The 19,114-nt window shown below is 68.3% G+C and carries 16 protein-coding genes and 1 pseudogene; 11 read left to right on the top strand and 6 right to left on the bottom strand.

Annotated features, from left to right (window positions below; translation table 11 throughout):
- Window positions 1–56: 56 nt before the first annotated feature.
- A complete protein-coding gene (gene guaA, locus ACWDV4_RS26575) occupies window positions 57–1,610 on the top strand; it encodes a glutamine-hydrolyzing GMP synthase (RefSeq protein WP_449984007.1) in 1,554 nt (517 codons plus the stop codon).
- A gap of 34 nt (window positions 1,611–1,644) precedes the next feature.
- On the opposite strand, the gene ACWDV4_RS26570 is transcribed toward guaA, so the two are convergent.
- Window positions 1,645–2,034 carry a PspC domain-containing protein gene (locus ACWDV4_RS26570; RefSeq protein ID WP_449984005.1) on the bottom strand — a complete coding sequence of 130 codons (390 nt, stop codon included), beginning with the start codon at window positions 2,032–2,034 and terminating at the stop codon, window positions 1,645–1,647.
- A 236-nt stretch (window positions 2,035–2,270) separates the two neighbouring features.
- Between ACWDV4_RS26570 and ACWDV4_RS26565 the strand changes: the two genes are divergently transcribed.
- The 3 genes from ACWDV4_RS26565 (at window position 2,271) to ACWDV4_RS26555 (ending at window position 5,713) form a co-directional block, all read left to right on the top strand.
- Window positions 2,271–3,218: an NUDIX domain-containing protein gene (locus tag ACWDV4_RS26565; protein ID WP_449984002.1), complete on the top strand. Its 948-nt coding sequence runs from the start codon at window positions 2,271–2,273 to the stop codon at window positions 3,216–3,218.
- Between the two features lie 284 nt (window positions 3,219–3,502).
- The gene (locus ACWDV4_RS26560; protein WP_449984000.1) at window positions 3,503–4,414 is read left to right on the top strand and encodes an NUDIX hydrolase; all 912 of its coding nucleotides are present in this window, start codon (window positions 3,503–3,505) and stop codon (window positions 4,412–4,414) included.
- A 267-nt stretch (window positions 4,415–4,681) separates the two neighbouring features.
- On the top strand, window positions 4,682–5,713 hold the full coding sequence (locus tag ACWDV4_RS26555; protein ID WP_449984102.1) for a CDP-alcohol phosphatidyltransferase family protein: 1,032 nt from the start codon (window positions 4,682–4,684) through the stop codon (window positions 5,711–5,713).
- A gap of 194 nt (window positions 5,714–5,907) precedes the next feature.
- Here the strand turns inward: ACWDV4_RS26555 and ACWDV4_RS26550 are convergent, their stop codons facing one another.
- The 3 genes and pseudogenes from ACWDV4_RS26550 to ACWDV4_RS26540 form a co-directional block, all read right to left on the bottom strand.
- Complete coding sequence (locus ACWDV4_RS26550) at window positions 5,908–7,161, bottom strand: phosphatidylserine decarboxylase (RefSeq protein WP_449983997.1); 1,254 nt, start codon at window positions 7,159–7,161, stop codon at window positions 5,908–5,910.
- 234 nt (window positions 7,162–7,395) lie between these two features.
- Window positions 7,396–7,635 (bottom strand): annotated as a pseudogene (locus ACWDV4_RS26545) (hypothetical protein); the annotation flags it as partial.
- Window positions 7,632–9,299, bottom strand: a complete 1,668-nt coding sequence (locus tag ACWDV4_RS26540) for a PspC domain-containing protein (protein ID WP_449983995.1) — start codon at window positions 9,297–9,299, stop codon at window positions 7,632–7,634. The gene ACWDV4_RS26540 and the pseudogene ACWDV4_RS26545, both read right to left, overlap by 4 nt.
- 228 nt (window positions 9,300–9,527) lie before the next feature.
- On the opposite strand from ACWDV4_RS26540, the gene ACWDV4_RS26535 reads away from it, so the two are divergent.
- Both ACWDV4_RS26535 and ACWDV4_RS26530 read left to right on the top strand, forming a co-directional pair.
- Complete coding sequence (locus ACWDV4_RS26535) at window positions 9,528–10,772, top strand: PspC domain-containing protein (RefSeq protein WP_449984100.1); 1,245 nt, start codon at window positions 9,528–9,530, stop codon at window positions 10,770–10,772.
- Entirely contained in the window at window positions 10,765–11,448 is a 684-nt protein-coding gene (locus ACWDV4_RS26530) for a response regulator (RefSeq protein ID WP_449983993.1), read from the top strand. Before ACWDV4_RS26535 ends, ACWDV4_RS26530 begins: the two co-directional genes overlap by 8 nt.
- 76 nt (window positions 11,449–11,524) lie before the next feature.
- Here the strand turns inward: ACWDV4_RS26530 and ACWDV4_RS26525 are convergent, their stop codons facing one another.
- Window positions 11,525–12,259: a PIG-L deacetylase family protein gene (locus ACWDV4_RS26525; RefSeq protein WP_449983990.1), complete on the bottom strand. Its 735-nt coding sequence runs from the start codon at window positions 12,257–12,259 to the stop codon at window positions 11,525–11,527.
- Window positions 12,260–12,710: 451 nt separating this feature from the next.
- Here ACWDV4_RS26525 and ACWDV4_RS26520 point away from each other — a divergent pair, with 451 nt between their 5' ends.
- The 5 genes from ACWDV4_RS26520 to ACWDV4_RS26500 all read left to right on the top strand — a co-directional run bounded on the left by ACWDV4_RS26520 (window position 12,711) and on the right by ACWDV4_RS26500 (window position 18,449).
- Window positions 12,711–14,348, top strand: coding sequence for a peptide ABC transporter substrate-binding protein (locus ACWDV4_RS26520; RefSeq protein ID WP_449983987.1), 1,638 nt, complete (start codon window positions 12,711–12,713; stop codon window positions 14,346–14,348).
- 146 nt (window positions 14,349–14,494) lie between these two features.
- The gene (locus tag ACWDV4_RS26515; protein ID WP_449983985.1) at window positions 14,495–15,421 is read left to right on the top strand and encodes an ABC transporter permease; all 927 of its coding nucleotides are present in this window, start codon (window positions 14,495–14,497) and stop codon (window positions 15,419–15,421) included.
- Window positions 15,414–16,397 carry an ABC transporter permease gene (locus ACWDV4_RS26510; RefSeq protein ID WP_449983983.1) on the top strand — a complete coding sequence of 328 codons (984 nt, stop codon included), beginning with the start codon at window positions 15,414–15,416 and terminating at the stop codon, window positions 16,395–16,397. The genes ACWDV4_RS26515 and ACWDV4_RS26510 overlap by 8 nt, the downstream gene beginning before the upstream one ends.
- A gap of 17 nt (window positions 16,398–16,414) precedes the next feature.
- Complete coding sequence (locus ACWDV4_RS26505; protein WP_449984097.1) at window positions 16,415–17,443, top strand: ABC transporter ATP-binding protein; 1,029 nt, start codon at window positions 16,415–16,417, stop codon at window positions 17,441–17,443.
- Window positions 17,436–18,449, top strand: a complete 1,014-nt coding sequence (locus ACWDV4_RS26500; protein WP_449983980.1) for an ABC transporter ATP-binding protein — start codon at window positions 17,436–17,438, stop codon at window positions 18,447–18,449. The genes ACWDV4_RS26505 and ACWDV4_RS26500 overlap by 8 nt, the downstream gene beginning before the upstream one ends.
- A gap of 225 nt (window positions 18,450–18,674) precedes the next feature.
- On the opposite strand, the gene ACWDV4_RS26495 is transcribed toward ACWDV4_RS26500, so the two are convergent.
- Window positions 18,675–19,070, bottom strand: coding sequence for a chorismate mutase (locus ACWDV4_RS26495; protein ID WP_449984094.1), 396 nt, complete (start codon window positions 19,068–19,070; stop codon window positions 18,675–18,677).
- Between the last annotated feature and the right edge of the window lie 44 nt (window positions 19,071–19,114).

The following is a 19,114-nucleotide window of genomic DNA, read 5'->3' as shown; positions in this document are numbered from 1 at the left end:
TGAGGTGTGGCACAGCCGCGAGCGGGTGCCCCCATCACGCTCGGTACGCTTTCTCCATGAGCACTCCGCGCCCTGTCCTCGTGGTCGACTTCGGAGCCCAGTACGCCCAGCTCATCGCGCGTCGCGTACGCGAGGCGAGGGTCTACTCGGAGATCGTGCCGCACTCGATGCCGGTCGCCGAGATGCTGGCGAAGGACCCGGCGGCGATCATCCTCTCCGGCGGTCCGGCCAGCGTCTACGCACCCGGCGCACCGCAGGTGGATACCGCCCTGTTCGAGGCCGGTGTCCCGGTCTTCGGCATCTGCTACGGCTTCCAGGCGATGGCGCAGGCGCTGGGCGGCACGGTGGCGCACACCGGCAACCGGGAGTTCGGTGGTACGCCGCTGCGGCCCCGGGCGGAGGCCGGAGTGCTGTTGCGCGAGCTGCCCGCCGAGTTGCCGGTCTGGATGAGCCACGGTGACTGTGTGACGGAGGCGCCCGAAGGGTTCACCGTGACAGCCGAGTCGGTCGGGGCGCCCGTGGCCGCGTTCGAGGATCTTGCCGGTCGTCGGGCCGGGGTGCAGTTCCACCCCGAGGTGGGGCACACCGCGCACGGGCAGGAGATGCTTTCCCGCTTCCTCTACGACATCGCCGGGATCGAGCCGACCTGGACCCCGGCGAACATCATCGAGGAGCAGGTGGCCGAGATCCGGGCCCGGGTCGGCGACAAGGAGGTCATCTGCGGTCTCTCCGGCGGAGTGGACTCGGCGGTGGCCGCCGCGCTGGTGCACAAGGCGGTCGGCGACCAGCTCACCTGCGTCTTCGTGGACCATGGCCTGCTCCGCGCCGGTGAGGCCGAGCAGGTGGAGAAGGACTACGTCGCGGCGACCGGGATCAAGCTGAAGGTGGTCGACGCCCAGGACCGGTTCCTTGGCGAGCTGGCCGGCGTCACCGACCCGGAGCAGAAGCGGAAGATCATCGGGCGCGAGTTCATCCGGGTCTTCGAGGCCGCCGCCCGCGAGGTCGCCGCCGCCGGTGACGTGGAGTTCCTGGTCCAGGGCACGCTCTATCCGGACGTGGTCGAGTCCGGTGGGGGGACCGGGACCGCCAACATCAAGTCCCACCACAACGTCGGCGGTCTCCCGGACGACCTCCAGTTCTCGCTGATCGAGCCGTTGCGCACCCTCTTCAAGGACGAGGTCCGGGCGCTCGGGATCGAGCTCGGCCTGCCCGAGGCGATGGTCTGGCGGCAGCCGTTCCCCGGTCCGGGCCTGGCTATCCGGATCATTGGCGCGGTCGACCAGGAGCGTCTCGACCTGCTGCGCGCCGCGGACCTGATCGCCCGGCAGGAGTTGACCGCCGCCGGTCTCGACCGGGACGTCTGGCAGTTCCCGGTGGTGCTGCTGGCCGACGTACGCAGCGTGGGTGTGCAGGGCGATGGCCGCACCTACGGGCACCCTGTGGTGCTGCGTCCGGTCTCCAGCGAGGATGCCATGACGGCCGACTGGTCGCGGTTGCCGTACGACCTCATCGCCCGGATCTCGACCCGGATCACCAACGAGGTGGCCGAGGTCAACCGGGTGGTGCTGGACGTGACCAGCAAGCCGCCGGGCACCATCGAGTGGGAGTGATCCCGGTCCAGATCTTGCGGTAGCCGGCGCGCTATCACGCGGTCGGCGGCGCGGTCGGCGGCTGTCCGTCCGCAGCGCCGGGCTGCTGCGCCGCGCCGGGCTGCCGGGAGGGCGCATCCACCGTCGCCGGCTGCGGCCAGGTGGGTTGGCCTGCTGTCGGTTGCGGTCCGGTCGGTTGGCCCGTCGGGTACGGCCAGGCGGGAGCGTCGGCCGGCTCTTCGGGCATGAGGAACCACATGATCGGGTACGCCAGCAGTGCGAGGCCGCCGGTGAGCACCGTGGCTACGGCGAAGATCACCCGTACCAGGGTGGGGTCGATGTTGAAGTAGCGGCCCACTCCGCTGGCCACCCCGGCCACCATGCGGTCGGTGACGGGACGGCGGAGCTGCCGGTACGGAGGCTGGTGTGGGGCAGTCTGTGTCATGTCTCCACGGTCCGCGCCCGGCCCGGCGGCTGCCTCGGTGACCGCCCGGAGTCCGACCCTGATCGCCCCCTGACTGCCTGCGTTGTTAGGAAGGGCCCCTTCCTATGCAAAAAGCGATAGGAAGGGGCCCTTCCTAACAACGCATGTCAACCTGCTGCTGCCAGTTTGCGCGTTGACTGTCAGGAATCTGACTCTTCTCATGGTCAGCTTGGCTGGCCCGGGGAGAATTCCGCCCTGTGAAAGCAGCACTAGAGCCACTCCGCAAGATCGCGGCGTATGCAGTTTGTACCGATTCAGCGGACCGGGTGCTACTGGTTCGCGCTTCTTCGCGGTCCGGCACCCCCGGCATCTGGTCGCTGCCCGGCGGTGCGGTCGACCATGGCGAGGACCCCAACCACACCGTGGTACGCGAGACCGCAGCCGAGACCGGGCTCTCCGTCACCGTCTCCGGTCTGCGAGACGTCCTGGCCGACATGCGGGCGCTGCCCGAGCGGGGTATCACGCTGCACACCGATCGGCTGATCTACAACGTCTCGGTACGGGGTGGGACCATCTGTGAGCGGGTGGGCCAGCCGACCGACCTGGCCCAGTGGTGCACCCTCGACGAGGCGAAAGGGCTGCCGTTGCGCCCGTTCACGGCTCGGGCGTTGGGCCTGCCGCCCGGCTCGATCGACCTCTGCCCTGAGGAGACGCCAGACTTCCCGTCCTTCTATGCGGTGCCCGGCCCGGACGGGCTGCACCGGGCGCAGCGCTTTGCGGCGTACGCCGTGGCCACCGACCCGGATGGCCGGGTGCTGCTGACCCGGGTATCCGACGGCTATCCCGGCGCGGGCTGCTGGCACCTGCCTGGCGGCGGTACGGATTACGGCGAGCAGCCGGGCACGGCGCTGATCCGGGAACTGGTCGAGGAGACCGGTCAGCGGGGCCGGCTGGTCGAGTTGCTCGGCGTGGCCAGTCACCGGGACGCCGCATCGCTCGGCCCGGAGGGATATCCGATCGACTGGCACGGCGTACGTGCCTTTTATCGGGTGGTAGTCGACTCGCCGGTGCCCCCGACGGTGTACGACGTGGGCGGCTCGACCTGCGAGGCGCGCTGGTTCGGCCCGGACGAGTTGGGGGCACTGCCCGCGGAACGGCTCACCGAGGTGACTGCCGAGGCAGTTCAGGCCGCCCGCCTAACCTAAGCCAGCCCGCGACAACCTCTACTGCGAGGACGCCCACCGCGACGATCTCCACTGCGAGGACGCCTACCGCGACGACCCCGCCTCTCCCGGGTCGATCATGAAGTTATTGTCGGGATATGGCGGCTCCGACGACGATAACTTCATGATCGACGGAGCGCAGCGGTGGTCGATGGAGCGCGGGCCGTGGTCAATGGGAACGTGGCCGTGGTCGATGGAAACGTGGCCGTGGTCGACGGGGCGTGGGGTGCGGACAGGATGCGCGGGACAGGGACGGGGAGTAGCTGGTGACCGAACGGCGGCGGAGAATCGCGGCGTACGGCCTGTGCCAGGACGGGGATCGGGTGTTGCTCGCCCGAGCGTCCCGGACCGTGGCATTTCCCGGTCGATGGCAACTGCCTGGCGGCGGGGTTGATCACGGCGAGCATCCCGCGACCACCGTGGTACGTGAGTTCGGCGAGGAGACCGGTCTCGAAGTCGAGGTGAACGGGCTGCGGAACGTCGTCGCTGACGTGATCCGGCTGCCATACCAGGACGACCTCGTGGTGCACACCGACCGGGTGATCTACGAGGTCACCCCGGTCGGCGGGACGTTACGCCACGAACGGGAGGGTACGACTGACCGGATCGCCTGGGTGGGATCGGCCGAGTTGCCCACTCTGTCGCTGATGCCGTTCACTGCGCAGCTGCTCGGCGTACCTGTCGTTCCTCTGCCGGAGACCGCCCTGGTCGGGCCGCCGCCGGCTCCGCTGCCGCCCGGTCAGCGACAGCGGTTCGCCGCGTACGGCCTGGCCACCGACCCGGCTGACCGGGTGCTGCTGTCGCTGATCGCACCCGGGTATCCGGGGGCCGGGCGGTGGCATCTTCCCGGCGGTGGTACAGATCACGGTGAGCAGCCGGAGGCAGCGCTGCTGCGGGAACTTGTGGAGGAGTCCGGCCAGCTTGGTCGGGTCATCGACCTGCTCAGCGTCTCGCATCGGTACAGCCCGGCTGAGCAGGGCCCGGAGGGCGTGCCAATCGACTGGCACGGCGTACGGGCGGTCTACCGGGTGGTGGTCGACGTGCCCACGGAGCCGAAGGTGACCGAGGCGGAGGGGGGCTCCACCGCGCGGGCGGCATGGTTTTCGGTCTGTGATGCGTTGAATCTTCCGTTGACCGAGGTCACCGCAGCCGCATTGGGGCAACTGGGCAGCAAGTAGACACATGACTGATCGATATAGATGTCCCGGGTAAAATCTGTGAAGAGGCTGAGCCGGGGTTGAGGGGCTAGCTGCGCCGGTTTAGGTCCTCTGGGTGTTTCAGGTGGTTTGTGCAATGATGTCCCCTCGCTGACTATCGCCAACGCACAACGATTGTGCGATGGTGTAGGCCGCAAAACAGGTTGCCGGTCACCTTTCAGGGCTGGCACGACGAGCCGGATGGCCTCCACTCAGGTGGAGGTGACCGATCCGGTGATGGAGGAGAACGTGCCGAGGACCCCTTGGCGTCGGCGTCGTACCACGGACAGTCCGCGCCCGGCAGGTCGGCGTTGGGCCGGGCAGCTACGTCGGGGTGGAACCTTCGCCCGGCAGGTGCTCTTGGTCCGGGTCGGTCGTCGCAATCAGGAACCGGATGGCGTGCCGGACAAGGTGCTACCCGAGCGCTTCCACCACTCTGGCGGTCACTGGTCGGCCGATCCATACCAGGTTGACCGACTGGCTGAAGCAGAGATCGAGGCTGTCGTGCCGGTCAGCCCAGCAGTCGGATCCGTCGCCACGGCGCCGGAGGACACCGCCCCCGGGGCGACCATCCCGCTACTCCCCGGTGAGCGTACCGTCGCCCGCCGGATCAAGTTCGCGGTGGTGAACGCCTGCACCCTGGCCAGCCTGATGCTTGGCCTCTTCGCCATCTTCCTGGCCATGCACGGCAACGTCCGCACTGCGGCCGCCTGCCTGATCGCCTGCGTGGTCTTCGACGGCCTCGACGGAGCACTGGCCCGCAAACTGGGTGTAGCCAGCCCATTCGGTGCCCAGATGGACTCACTGGCCGACATGTGCTCGTTCGGCCTCGCCGCGCCCGTGGTCGTCTACGCCTCGCTCGCCGGCTCGGTGTCGACCGCCGCCGCTGCGGTCGCCGCCGCTCTGGTCGCCGCCTGCGCCGCGATCCGGCTGGCTCGCTTCAACGTCTCGCCCAAGGACGGCCGGTTCTTCTGCGGCGTTCCGACCACGATGGCCGCGGCGGTGCTCGCGATCACCGTGCTGATCGGGCTCCCGGTGCCGGGCATGGCCGTGGTCGCGGGGGTGGGCGTGCTGGCCTTCGCGATGGTCTCCAGCTTCCCGTACGCCAAGCTGGCTCGGCTGATCAAGCTGCCACCGTGGCTCTGGCTGGCCCCGGTGATCGGTGCCCTGGTCGACGTTCGGCTCACCTTCGCGCTGGTGGTAGTGGGTTACCTGGTCAGCGGCCCGCTGCTTTGGCTGCGCCAACGCGCCACCGTGCACGGCCCTAGCCGAGCGGCATAGGCAACCCGAGTGGGATAGACAGCCGAGCGGCATAGGCAACCCGAGTGGGATAGACAGCCGAGCGGCATAGGCAACCCGAGTGGGATAGACAGCCGAGCGGCATAGACAGCGGCAACGAATCGCCAAGCAAAGGGCGGATCCCGGAATTCCGGGATCCGCCCTTTCGCCGTCATCGACCGGTCACCGGCCGGTGGTTACCGCCAGCGGGCGATCACCGTCGCGCCACCGACGACCCGGTCACCGGGCCCTACCAGGGGCTCCGCCGCGTCGGCAGGCAGATAGACGTCGGTGCGCGAGCCGAACCGGATCAGCCCGAACCGTTCGCCCCGGGCCAGCAGCGCCCCGACCGGCGCGCGGTGCACGATTCGTCGGGCGATCAGCCCGGTACGCTGCGCCACCACCACTGTGCCGTGGTCGGTTTCGAGGGTCGTGTACGCGGCCACGTTGTGTTCCGCGTCCGGCTTCATCGCCGCGGCGAAGCCGCCGTCCGCGACGAAGTAGTCCACCACCTTGCCGGCGACCGGTGCCCGGTTGACGTGGACGTCCAGGACGGAGAGGAAGACCGCGATCCGGAGGAACTCGCCGTCACCGAAGCGTTCGTCGTGCAGCCGCTGCACCGACAGCACCTTGCCGTCTGCGGCGGCGACCACCGCTGACGCGTCGTCGGGTACGTCCCGCTCCGGGTCACGGAAGAACGCCGCCAGCGGTGCGGCGGCCACCGCCGGCAACAGCCAGAGTTTGGAATTCGGCCGGACGACCCGGGTCAGGGCGGCGACACCCAGGGCGATGCCGGCCGCCGCGACCCCGTTGGAGTCGATGTGCATGGTGCGGGTCAGCGGCACGCTCGACGGCCGGAAGGCCGGCGCGAGTCGGGCTGCCGTCGCCACGGCGGCCTGGGTGAACCGCAGCCGGTACACCCGTACCGGGGGCTGGTTGAGCAGGACCAGGTCGGTGCCCACCCCGAACAGCGCACCCTGCCGGTCGAGTTCGGCGGCAGCCCCCGGAGTACGCCCCGGCACGGCGGGCACCGCAACCGACAGCACCGCCCCTTCGGTCAGGTACTTGGCGAGCCCTTCCACGGTGGCCCGAGCCTCCTCGGCAGTGCCGGTCAACGGCTCGGCGGCCACCACCACGTCCGCCGCGTCCGCCTCGGCCAGCGTGTCGACGACCCGTACCCGGTCAGCGACCCACTGCCCCTGGGCCGTGACGTGGGCGCGGAGGCCCGCCGCCGCCAGCGGGTCCGTCGGTACGACGGTGACCGCGTCACCGGGCAGCAGGGTCTCGAACGTCGAGGCCAGCACCGCGGAGTCCACGGTGACCCCGACCAGCAGGGCGGACTTCGGGGCCTGGTGCCGGGCGAGTTCGGCAGTGAGGGTACGGGCGGCGCGCTCGCCGAGGCGCACCGTGCCGGATGCTCCGGTGGTGTGCGTGGCGGGGGACTGCGTCATGTCGGGCGGGCTCCTCGCGAGGTCGTGGTAGGACGTGGGCGGTGGCGCTGGAAACCTCCATCGGGCAGCATATGCGGCTTTCCGACCCGGCCGCATATGCCCGTGTCAGCCCCGCCCGTCGTATCCCGCGCCGTCGTATCCCGCGCCGCTGGCTGGTGGGCCGGTAACTGGCCCGGTCGGGTCGTCGCCTCCCGGCGGTACGGACGCCGAGGCCGGCGGCGCAGACACCGAGGCCGGCGGCGCAGACACCGAGGCCGGCGGCGCAGACGCCGGAGGTCCGGGCGGCGAGTTCCGGTTGGCGCGTAGCGCGCCCAGCAGACCCAGGACACCGAGCAGGATCAGCCCGCCAGCGACGAACCAGCCGACCGCGGGCAGGGCCAGGTCGAAGATCTGGGCGAGCAGCCACCAGGCGACGAGACCCAGGAAGAGCAGGCCGAACATGAGGGACACCCCGTCGGTACGGTGTGGCTTCATCGAGTCACCTCCAGGTTGCCCGCGTTGACGTACAGAATGAGCCGCAGCTTGCCGCCGCCGGGGCCGTCCCGCCCAAGGTCGGTCAGATCCCGCTGTTCGATGTTGACGCCGCTCCGTCTGTTGTTGAAGACTCCTGCGTCGCCAGCGTTGACGCTTGCGGTCACGGTCACGTCGGTGTTCGGCGGCACGAGCACGGTCAGGTTGCCGAAGTTGACCTGCGCGGTCACCTGGGTCTCCGAATCGGTGAACTCGATCCGGGTGAGATCGAGTACGGCGTCGCCGAAGTTGTTCTCGTACCGAATCGCCAGGTCTCGCTGGTTACTCGGTGTCCAGGTGACGTCGCCCTCGATGTTGCGGACCCGGTCGTAGGACTCGGCGAGGGTGGCTATCCCCAGGGCGGTGGCGGCCACCAAGCCGAGGGCGATCAGCCAGCGGGCCCGACCGAACCACGTGCCGATCAGGAGGCCGAGTCCGATGGTGGCCAACGCCACCGCGAAGTAGGCGGATGGCGGCGGGCTGATTACACCGCTGAGGTCGAGTACCGCGAGCAGGCCGAGAACCACGAAGATCATGGAGAAGGTGGCGGCACCGAGGGGCGAGCGCTCCTTCGGTGGTTTGGGCGGCCTGGGGGGCTTGACCATCGGTCGCATCCCCGGTGTGTACGCGGTGGCGTTCGCGTACGGACCGTGCGGCGCGAACGGCGGCCGGTATCCACCAGCTGGTGGCAGCGGGCCGGTGGGCGGAGGGCTGACCGCTGGCGGCGGGGGTGCCGGTGACGTGCCGACCGGCCAGACCGGCATCGTCGGGGCGGGCGGTTCGGCCTGCCCTGCCAAGGTGGCGGGCTCGGTCGGTGACGCAGCGCCGAGGTACGGCGACAGCGGCTCGGTGGCCGGAACGGTCGAGGGGCCGGTCGCCCCGAGCCCGGATGGCGGGGGCGGGGGCGGGGCCATCGGCGGCTGACCGCCGGGCGCGGAGGTCGGACCCGGGTAGGCCGAGCCGGGATAGGAGGAGCTTGGGTAGGCCGAGCCGGGCAGGTTGCTGGTGGGCGTCGGCGTTGCCATCGGGCCCGGAACCGGGCCGGAGGTGGCACCCGTACCGGCTGACCAGGGGTTTCCGGCCTCGGTGGCCTGATTACGGTTGGTGTTCCGGTTTATCAGTAGCGCACCGCCGATGAGGATCGCCGCGCCGAGCAGGACGGCCCGGAACGCATCGGTCACGACGTAGCCGAAGCCCAACGCGACCAGGATGCCCAGTACGAGCACCGTGACCGGGGAGGTGCTCGACCGACCCCGGCCCAGCATCGCCTCCACCGGGGAGGCGGTGTCCCCCTCGCCCGGGATGATCAGCCACGCCGCGACGTAGACCAGGATGCCGATCCCCCCGAAGAAGCCCAGTACCGCCACCAGCACCCGCCACAGGATCGGGTCGGTGTTGGTGGCTCGACCGATCGCCGCGCAGACCCCGGCCAGGTAACGACCCTGCCGGGGCCGGATCAGGCCGTACCGGGTGGTGAAGCCGGCGGTTCCCGGCGGGGGCGGGTCGGGCGGAGGACCGTACCCGGAGTTGGGGGGTGGGGTTGGCCCGCTGGCTGGCGACGGTCCGGCTGGCCCTGGTGTGCCCTCCCCCGTAGCCGGCCGGCGGGGCTCGGCAGCTTCGTCGGTCATACTCCGAATCCTCGTCCGTCCACCACCCGACCGGCCTCAGGACCCGACCCTGAGCACACCCTGAGATCTGCCTGCCCAACGACCAGGGACTTACCCCGTAGCCGGGGAAACCGGGCCCGTGTGACGATCGGATGGCCAGCGGTGTGTAGCCGGCCGGGCAGGCCGGCAGGACGAGCTTACGGAGATCGGCCGGGCAGGCCCGCCAAGACAAGGAGTCCCCCGATCAGCATCGCCACCGAACCACCTCGCCTCTACCGCTCCCGTGACCACCGGATGGTCGCCGGAGTGGCCTCCGGCATCGCCGAGCACCTGGGCATCTCCGTGGTACGGGTCCGAGTCGCGTTCGCCGTACTGCTCGGACTCAGCGGGCTCGGTGTGCTGCTCTACGCGGCCTTCTGGGCGGTCGTCCCACTTCGGACGGACACCGCCGAGACACCCCCGCCACGGGACGTCTTCCAGCTTCTGCCGTTCGTGGCCATCGGACTCGGCATGATCATGGTGCAGGTCCTGGTGTTCGACTCGATCGGTGTGGTCAGCACCGCCGGGTGGCTGGTGGCGATCATCGCGGTTGGCGCGGGGGTGATCTGGCACCAGTCCGCCCCCGGACGTCGACAGCAGAGCAGCGAGTCGCTGTCGGTGCCGTGGCTCGCCGCGGTGGTGGAGGAGAGCGACCGACGCGCCTTTATCCTGCGCTTCATCGGTGGTGGGGTGCTCGTCGCCGTCGGCATCATCGGCGTGGTCGCCGTCTACTCCCCGCAGGACAACTTCGACGCGGTGTTCAACGGTGTGATCTTCGCGCTGGTCGGGCTCGCCGGAGTCGGGGTGGTGGCCGCACCCGTCCTCTGGCGGACCTTCAACCAGCTCCGCGCGGAGCGCGAGGGGCGCATCCGGGAACAGGAGCGGGCCGAGTTGGCCGCCATGGTGCACGACCAGGTACTGCACACCCTCGCGCTCATCCTGCGTAACGCGCACGATGTGAAGACGGTGCAGCGGCTGGCCCGAGGCCAGGAGCGGTCCTTGCGTAACTGGCTGTACAAGCCCACCGCCTCGCCAACCGAACGGCTCGCCGCCGCGCTGGAACAGGCCGCGGCGGAGGTGGAGGACACCTACGCGGTGACCGTGGAGACGGTGGTGGTGGGCGACCGGGAGACCGACGAACGGGTCGGGGCACTGGTCGCCGCCGCCCGTGAGGCGCTGGTCAACGCCGCCCGGCACGCCAAGGTCCAGACGGTGTCGCTCTACGCCGAGGTCGAGCCGGAGCAGATCAGTGTCTTCGTACGGGATCGTGGCGCGGGCTTCGACCCGACTACGGTGGGGGACCATCGGCACGGCGTACGTGGCTCGATCATTGGTCGGATGGACCGGCACGGCGGTCGGGCGGAGATCCGCAGCGAACCGGGCAGCGGTACCGAGGTGCGGCTGACCCTGCCGACCCCCGGCAGCGCAGGAAGGACAGGAAAAGATCATGACTGACCAGCCGAGCGAGTCGACCGGTAGCGTCGAGGTCCCCCGCCAGCTGCGGGTGTTCCTGGTCGACGACCATGCCATGTTCCGGGCGGGGGTTCGGGCGGAACTGGGCGCGCACGTGGAGGTGGTCGGCGAGGCGAGCACCGTGGCCGAGGCGGTCACCCGGATCGCCGCCCTGGAGCCGGACGTGGTGCTGCTCGACGTACACATGCCCGATGGGGGTGGCCGGGCGGTGCTGGACGCGATGCGGCGCAGCCATCCGCAGGTCCGATTCCTGGCGCTGAGCGTCTCCGATGCGGCGGACGACGTGATCGGCCTGATCCGGGCCGGTGCCCGGGGGTACGTCACCAAGACGATCTCGCCGGACGAACTGACTGCGGCGATCCGGCGGGTGGCCGACGGCGACGCGGTGTTCAGCCCCCGGCTGGCCGGGTTCGTGCTGGATGCCTTTGCCGCCCGTCCGGACACTCCGGTCGCCGATCCGGAGCTGGACCAGCTCACCAACCGGGAGCGTGAGGTGCTGCGGCTACTCGCCCGGGGGTACGCCTACAAGGAGATCGCCAAGGAGCTGTACATCTCCATCAAGACGGTGGAGACCCATGTCTCGAACGTCCTGCGCAAGCTCCAAATGTCCAATCGTTACGAGCTTTCCCGCTGGGCAGCGGATCGTCGATTGGTCTGATCTTTGGGCCGGTTCGGCTGGTCTCGATCGGCCGAACCGGCGAGGGCCACTCCGTACGAAGCACGGTCTGGTGGCGTCACTCCGTACGAAGCACGGTGAACGATTCAGCCAACCGACCCTCCGGTAGCCCGGCGGCCCGCGCGGTGGCACCGAGCCATTCCCGCAGCCAGTTTTCCAGGTCCAGATGAGCAGTCTGCGAAGTATGTGCTCGTAGCGCCGCTACCTTCTGTTCGAACTTGTCGGTGATGTCCACAACATGATCCGGGTCGGGCCCACCGGCGTACCACACCTCGCGGACCACCCACGGCTCCAAGCCTTCCTGGAGGAGCTCCGGAAAGGCGAACGGGTTGCGCGCGTCCGGGTAGATGGCACAGGTGGTCGCCTCCCCGGCGGCGAGATGGTCGGGGTGGCTCGGCCCGGTGAGGTGCTCCCAGCGGCGTAGCGGCGAGCTGGTCAGCACCCGGTCGGGTCGTACCCGGCGGATCGCTGCGGTGATGTCTCGGCGGAGGGCCAGGGTGGGAGAGAGGGTCCCGTCGGAGTACCCGTCGAGGAAGTTCACCTCGTGTACGCCGACAGCGGCGGCGGCGGTTCGCTGTTCCCGCTCCCGGAGCAAGGGCAACTCGTCGCGGGGTGTGTCGTCGAACCCACCGGCATCCCCCCGGGTGATGAGCAGGTACGTGACCTCGATACCTTCATCTACCCAGCTGGCAATGGTGCCCGCTGAGCCAAAATCTATATCGTCCGGATGGGCGAATACGGCCAGTGCACGTCGTACGTCGGAAAGTGGTGGTACTGAGGCGGGAAAGCTCATGAAAGCTGAGCCTACGCGCAGCGTGAGGTATCGGCGGCTATGACGGAATTGCTGGTCAGGGCCGCCTTTCCGGGGCGAAAAACGATCTTTCTTCAGTATCGGCAGCGCACCAGGCAACTAACGTCTTGATAACGGCACCTTCACGCAACAGGCCAGGCGGTGTCACAGTTGCAAGCGCTTCACCCCCCTGCGTGAGTCACCCGGCTGGTACGCCCGACACTCCCCGACGGCCTGTCCCAGGCTGCCCCGGAGCGAAGGAAACCGGTTGCGGTGGTGGGCGTGCGGTGGGTGGGCGAGCCCGGCGGATCATCGGTGCATCTGGGGTGTCCCGATTCCCTGCGGTAGCTTTCCGGCGGTCCGTGTCAACCTTCGGGCGGCCGGTCGGCGTCACCCCTACGACGTGTAGAACCACACGGCGAAGACCCAGGTAATGAAAGAGGAGGCCCCAGTAATGAGAGTCTCGAAGCGCGCGAGCGCGGTCGCGGTCAGCGCGGCTGTCGTGCTCGTCGCTGCTGGCTGCAACAGTGGGGACGGAGGCGACACCTCGGGCGGAAGCACCGATGGCGCCATCACGATCCACGGCACCCAGCCCGAGGTCGGTCTGGTCCCCGCCAGCACCACCGAGACCGGTGGCGGCAAGATCATCGACTTCATGTGGACCGGTCTGGTGCGGTACCCGAACGACGGTGGCAACCCGGTCAACGCCCTTGCCGAGTCGATCGAAACCACCGACTCCAAGGTCTACACCATCAAGATCAAGAAGGGTACCAAGTTCCACGACGGTACCGAGGTCAAGGCGAAGAACTTCGTTGACGCCTGGAACTGGGGCGCCTACTCGCCGAACGCGGCGCAGGGTGCCAGCTTCTTCAGCGACATCGAGGGCTACGCGGACGTCCACACCGAGGACCCGGACGGTGCCGACGGCCCGCAGAAGGCCCCGGAGCCGACGAGCAAGACGATGAAGGGCCTGGAGGTCGTCGACGACCACACCTTCAAGGTGACCCTGTCGGCGCCGTTCTCGATCTTCCCGACCAAGCTCGGCTACAGCGCGTTCGTGCCGCTGCCGGACGCCTTCTTCACCTCCACCCCGGACGCCTTCGGTAAGAAGCCGATCGGTAACGGCCCGGTGAAGTTCGTCTCGTGGCAGGACAACGTCGAGATCAAGCTGACCCGCTTCGACGACTACACCCTGGAAGACAAGGTCAAGTTCAAGGACGTGACCGTCAAGATCTACCAGGACGACACCGCCGCCTACAACGACCTGCTCTCCGGCCAGCTGGACTTCATGGAGCAGGTGCCGACCTCGTCGCTCGCCGGTGACAAGTGGAAGAGCGACCTGGGTGACCGGGCCAAGAACGTGCCGGTCCCGACCAGCGCTCTGATCGCCTTCCCGATCTATGACAAGCGCTACCAGAACGCCGACCTGCGTCGGGCCGTCTCGCTGGCCGTCAACCGGGCAGAGATCACCGAGAAGGTCTTCTTCAACTCGAAGAAGCCGTCCGACAGCTGGGCCAACCCGCTCGCCCCGGGGAACAAGGAGGGCAACTGCACCTCCTGCACCTACAACCCGGACGAGGCGAAGGCGCTGCTCGCCAAGGCCGGTGGCTTCCAGGGCGAGATGGTCTTCTACTACAACGCTGACGCCAGCCACAAGGAGTGGATGGAGGCCGTCGCGCAGAGCGTGAAGAACACGCTGGGCATCAACGCCCGCGCCGAGGGCATCCCGACCTTCGCGGTGTTCCGTCAGATGATCAACAACCACGAGATGAAGGGCCCGTACCGGGCGGCCTGGCAGCAGGACTACCCGGACGTGGAGAACTGGATCGGCCCGCTGTACGTGACCGGCGGTTCCTCGAACGACGGTCTCTACAGCAACAAGGAGGTCGACCGGCTCTACAGGGAGGGCACGGCGGCTGTCGACATCGACGCTGCGCACGCCAAGTTCGCTGAGGCGGTCGCCCTGGTCGACAAGGACACCCCGAGCATCCCGGTGTACTTCTACAACGAGCAGTGGGCGCACTCGGAGAAGCTGAAGAAGATCGAAGTCACCAACGTTGGTGAGATCGATCTTTCCTCGGTCGAGCTCTAGTAGGTAACTAGTTCCGACCCCGGGTCGGGCCGCCAGATCCTTGGCGGCCCGACCCGAGGCGGTATCGCCGGGGTGCGTCTGCCACGTTTCCGGCGCGCATCTGCCACCCGTGTCGGGCGCCCGACGCGCTCCTGTCTGGAGGACCCATGGGCCGTTATGTTCTGAGGCGGCTGCTCCAACTGGTTCCCGTCTTCATCGGGACCACGTTCCTGATCTACTGGCTCGTCTGGGCAGTGCCCGGCGACCCCTTCGCTGGGAAATGCGGTGACCGCCGCTGCCCAGACTCCTACATCGCCGGCATGATCGAGAAATACGCGCTCGACCAGCCGCTCGTTGTGCAGTACGCCAAGTACATGCAGAACCTGTTCCAGGGGGACTTCGGTACCACGTACGGTGGCCGGTCGATCAACGAACTGATTGCCGCTGCCTACCCCAACACCCTCAAGCTGGCTCTTGTCGCGCTGGCCGTCGAGGCCCTGATCGGCATCACCGCCGGCGTGCTGAGCGGTCTGCGGCGTAACGGCTTCCTGGACAACCTGGTCCTGGTCTCGACGCTGTTCCTGATCGCGATCCCGACCTTCGTCACCGGCTTCGTGCTGCAGTACCTGTTCGGTGTCAAGTGGGGCATCGTCAACCCCACCGTCTCCAGCGACGTGCCCTTCGCCGAATTGCTGATACCTGGATTCGTCCTTGGTAGCACTTCCATGGCGTACATCGCCCGGTTGGCTCGGACGAGCATCGCGGAGAACCGTCGTGCCGACTACGTGCGGACCGCCATCGCCAAGGGGCTACCCATGCGCCGGGTGGTGGGAGTTCACCTGCTGCGTAACTCGATGATTCCAGTGATCACGTTCCTCGGTACCGACCTCGGCGGCCTCATGGGTGGCGCGATCGTAACTGAGGGTATCTTTAATATCAACGGAATTGGTCGAGAGGTCTTCCGGGCGATCGTCACCAAGGAAGGCGCGACGGTGGTCTCCATCGTCGTGATCCTGGTGCTCGTCTATCTGCTCATGAACCTGGTGGTCGACCTGCTCTACGCCGCCCTGGACCCGAGGATCCGCTATGAGTGACCCCACAATCGGATCGGCAGTCACGACTCCGCCGGCAGAGGCACCCACCGTTGCCGGCGGCACCGCACCGCCGGACGCTGGCATGCCCGCCAACGCCAAGCGGGAGAAGCCGCGTGGGCTGCTGGGCGACGCCTGGATGGACCTGCGCCGCAAGCCGCTCTTCTGGATCTCCGTGGTGTTCATCGGCTTCTTCGTGGTGGTCGCCGCCTTCCCGTGGCTGTTTACCAGCAAGGACCCGGCGTACGGCACGCTGACGAACAGCCTGGCCAAGCCGTCGGGCGAGGCGTGGTTCGGCTACGACGTGCTGGGCCAGGACGTCTACTCCCGGGTGATCTACGGTGCACGCGCCTCGATCATCGTTGCGCTGCTCTCCACCATCGGCACGGTCCTCATCGGTGGTGCGATGGGCATGATCGCCGGGTTCAAGGGCGGTTGGGTGGACTCGATCCTGTCCCGGATCGCCGACGTCTTCTTCGGCCTGCCGTTCGTACTCGGTGCGATCGTGATTCTCTTCACCTTCAACGCGCCTGGGTCGGACAACAACGAGTGGCGCATCATGGGACTGGTAATCATGTCCCTGGTGGTGCTGACCTGGCCGGTGTCCATGCGGATCATGCGGTCGGCGGTGCTGGCCGCCAAGGACGCCGACTACGTCGTGGCGGCGCGAGCACTCGGTGCCGGGTCGGGGCGGATCATCTTCAAGCACCTGCTGCCGAACTGCATGGCTCCGCTGCTGGTCTACTCGACGATCCTCATCGGGTCGTTCATCGGCGCCGAGGCGACCCTGTCGTTCCTCGGTGTCGGCCTGAAGTCGCCGGTGGTGTCCTGGGGCATCATGATCAGCGAGGCGCGGAACCTGATCCGGGTCTCGCCGCACCTGCTGCTCTTCCCCTCCGCGTTCCTCGTCGCCGCCGTACTCAGCTTCGTCACCCTCGGTGAGGCAGTGCGCGAGGCTCTCGATCCGAAACTCCGGTAGGAGATCCTGTGTCCGACATACTCGTTTCCGAGCGGTCCGCAGCGGATGCCTCCGGACGTCCTTCCGGCCGCCTTCTTGAGGTCGAGGACCTCCGGGTGGAATTCCGCACCCGGGACGGCGTGGCCAAGGTCATCAATGGGGTGACCTACCACGTCGACGCGGGCGAGACCCTTGCCGTGCTGGGAGAGTCCGGCTCCGGCAAGAGCGTGACCGCCCAGACCATCATGGGCATCCTCGACACCCCGCCCGGCTTCGTCACCGGTGGCGAGGTCCGGTTCCACGGCCGCGACATGCTGAAGATGTCGCCCGAGGAGCGGCGGCGGATCCGCGGCGAGGGCATCGCGATGGTGTTCCAGGACGCGCTCTCCGCGTTGAACCCGGTCTTCACCGTTGGGTTCCAGATCGCCGAGCAGTTCCGGTTCCGCCGGGGCATGAGCCGCGCCGACGCCAAGAAGCGCGCCATCGAGATGCTCGACCTGGTGCAGATCCCGAACGCGAAGGGGCGGATCAACAACTATCCGCACCAGTTCTCGGGCGGTATGCGGCAGCGCGTCATGATCGCGATGTCGCTCGCGCTCGACCCCGAGGTGCTGATCGCCGACGAGCCGACCACCGCGCTCGACGTGACCGTGCAGGCGCAGATCATGGACCTGCTGGCCGAGCTGCAGCGTGAGCGGCAGATGGGCCTGATCCTGATCACGCACGACCTGGGCGTGGTCGCCGACGTCGCGGACCGGATCGCGGTGATGTACGCCGGGCGTATCGTCGAAGAGGCGGACGTACACGAGCTGTACGCGAAGCCCTCACACCCGTACACGATTGGTCTGCTCGACTCGATCCCGCGGATCGATGAGAAAGGCCAGGAGCTGCGGACGATCAAGGGGCTCCCGCCGAGCCTGTTGAACATCCCCGCCGGGTGCCCGTTCAACCCGCGTTGCCCGATGGTGCAGCCGGTGTGCCGGGAGAAGGTGCCCCCGCTGCTGCAGATCGGCCCCACCCGGGGCAGCGCCTGCCACTTCGCTGAGGATCTGGTGAACCGTGACTGAGAACATCCTCGAAGTCCGCGACCTGGTCAAGCACTACCCAGTGACCAGGGGAATCGTCTTCAAGAAGACCATCGGCCAGGTCAAGGCCGTGGACGGGGTATCGCTCGACCTGAAGAAGGGCGAGACCCTCGGCGTGGTGGGCGAGTCCGGCTGTGGCAAGTCCACGCTGGCCCGGGTGCTGATGAACCTGGAGCGCCCCACCTCGGGGTCGGTGCGCTACAAGGGCAAGGAGATCTTCGGGCTCAAGGGCAGCGAGATGCGCCGGATGCGCCGGCAGATCCAGCTGGTCATGCAGGACCCGTACACCTCGCTCAACCCCCGGATGACCGTCGGTGACCTGATCGGCGAGCCGTTCGAGATCCACCCCGAAGTGGCTCCGAAGGGCAGCCGGCGGGGCAAGGTCATGGACCTGCTCGATGTGGTCGGGCTCAACCCCGAGCACATCAACCGCTACCCGCACCAGTTCTCTGGCGGTCAGCGGCAGCGGATCGGTATCGCCCGAGCACTGGCCCTACGGCCGGAGATCATCGTCTGTGACGAGCCGGTCTCCGCGCTCGACGTCTCCATCCAGGCGCAGGTGATGAACCTGCTCGGCAAGCTCCAGGACGAGTTCGGACTGTCGTACATCTTCATCGCGCACGACCTCTCCGTGGTCCGCCACCTCTCCGACCGCGTCGCGGTCATGTACCTGGGGCGGGTCGCCGAGGTCGGCACCGACGAGGAGATCTACGAGCGCCCGACCCACCCGTACACCCAGGCGCTGCTCTCCGCCGTCCCGGTGCCGGACCCGACCAGCCGGGAGAACAAGGCGATCATCCGGTTGACCGGTGACGTGCCGAGCCCGGTGGACCCGCCGTCGGGCTGCCGGTTCCGTACCCGGTGCTGGAAGGCGCAGGACATCTGCGCCACGGAGGTGCCGGCGCTGACCCTGCGTCCCGGCTCCGACCACGACAGCGCCTGCCACTTCGCCGAGAAGCGGGAGATCGTCGTCAGCCACGAGGCCTGATCGGCGCCGCAGCACAGGCTCGGATCAGCGGGGCTTGCCGGAGGATCGACTCCGGCAAGCCCCGCTTCGTTCTTCCCGCCAGTGCGGGTACGCACACCGCCGGGTTCGCCGTCGGTAGCACGCGGTGCGTGGTGGGCGGTGCCGGCTGTGGTGGTGCCGGCTGTGGCGCGTGAGGCGCTCCGCCGGTTTCGCCGGCTGTGGTGGCGCGACTGGTCAGGGCAACGTTCACAGGGGACCGCGGCCGGCCCGCAGCAGGAGCAGTGCGAGCTGTGTACCGTCGGCTCCCAACGCCTCCCGGAAGCGTTCGACGATCTCCCGTTCCCGGGACAGCACGAGCCGGGTCCCGCCCGACGCCATCCGGGTGGCACCGACCTGCTGGGACAGGGCCGACCGCTCCTGCCACAGTGCGATGAGCGTGTCGTCGATTTCATCGATCCGCTCGCGGATGGCAGCGATACGTGCTGCTGCGGCGGGAGCGTCCGTGCCAGTTCCGGTCCCTGCCCCACCGTTGGCTTGGGGAGCGTTGACGGACGGTCCGGATGGCGTACTGGCTTGGGGACCATCAGCAGACGGCCCGGATGGCGCGCTGGCCCGGGCATCGGCGGACGGATCGGTCGGCATGCTGGCTTCGGCGTCGGCGGGCTGTTCCACCATGTTGGTAATCA

The organism is Micromonospora sp. NPDC003197 (assembly GCF_053590565.1).
Note: the sequence above shows the minus strand (reverse complement) of the source record. Positions and strands in the feature narration are given on the sequence as shown.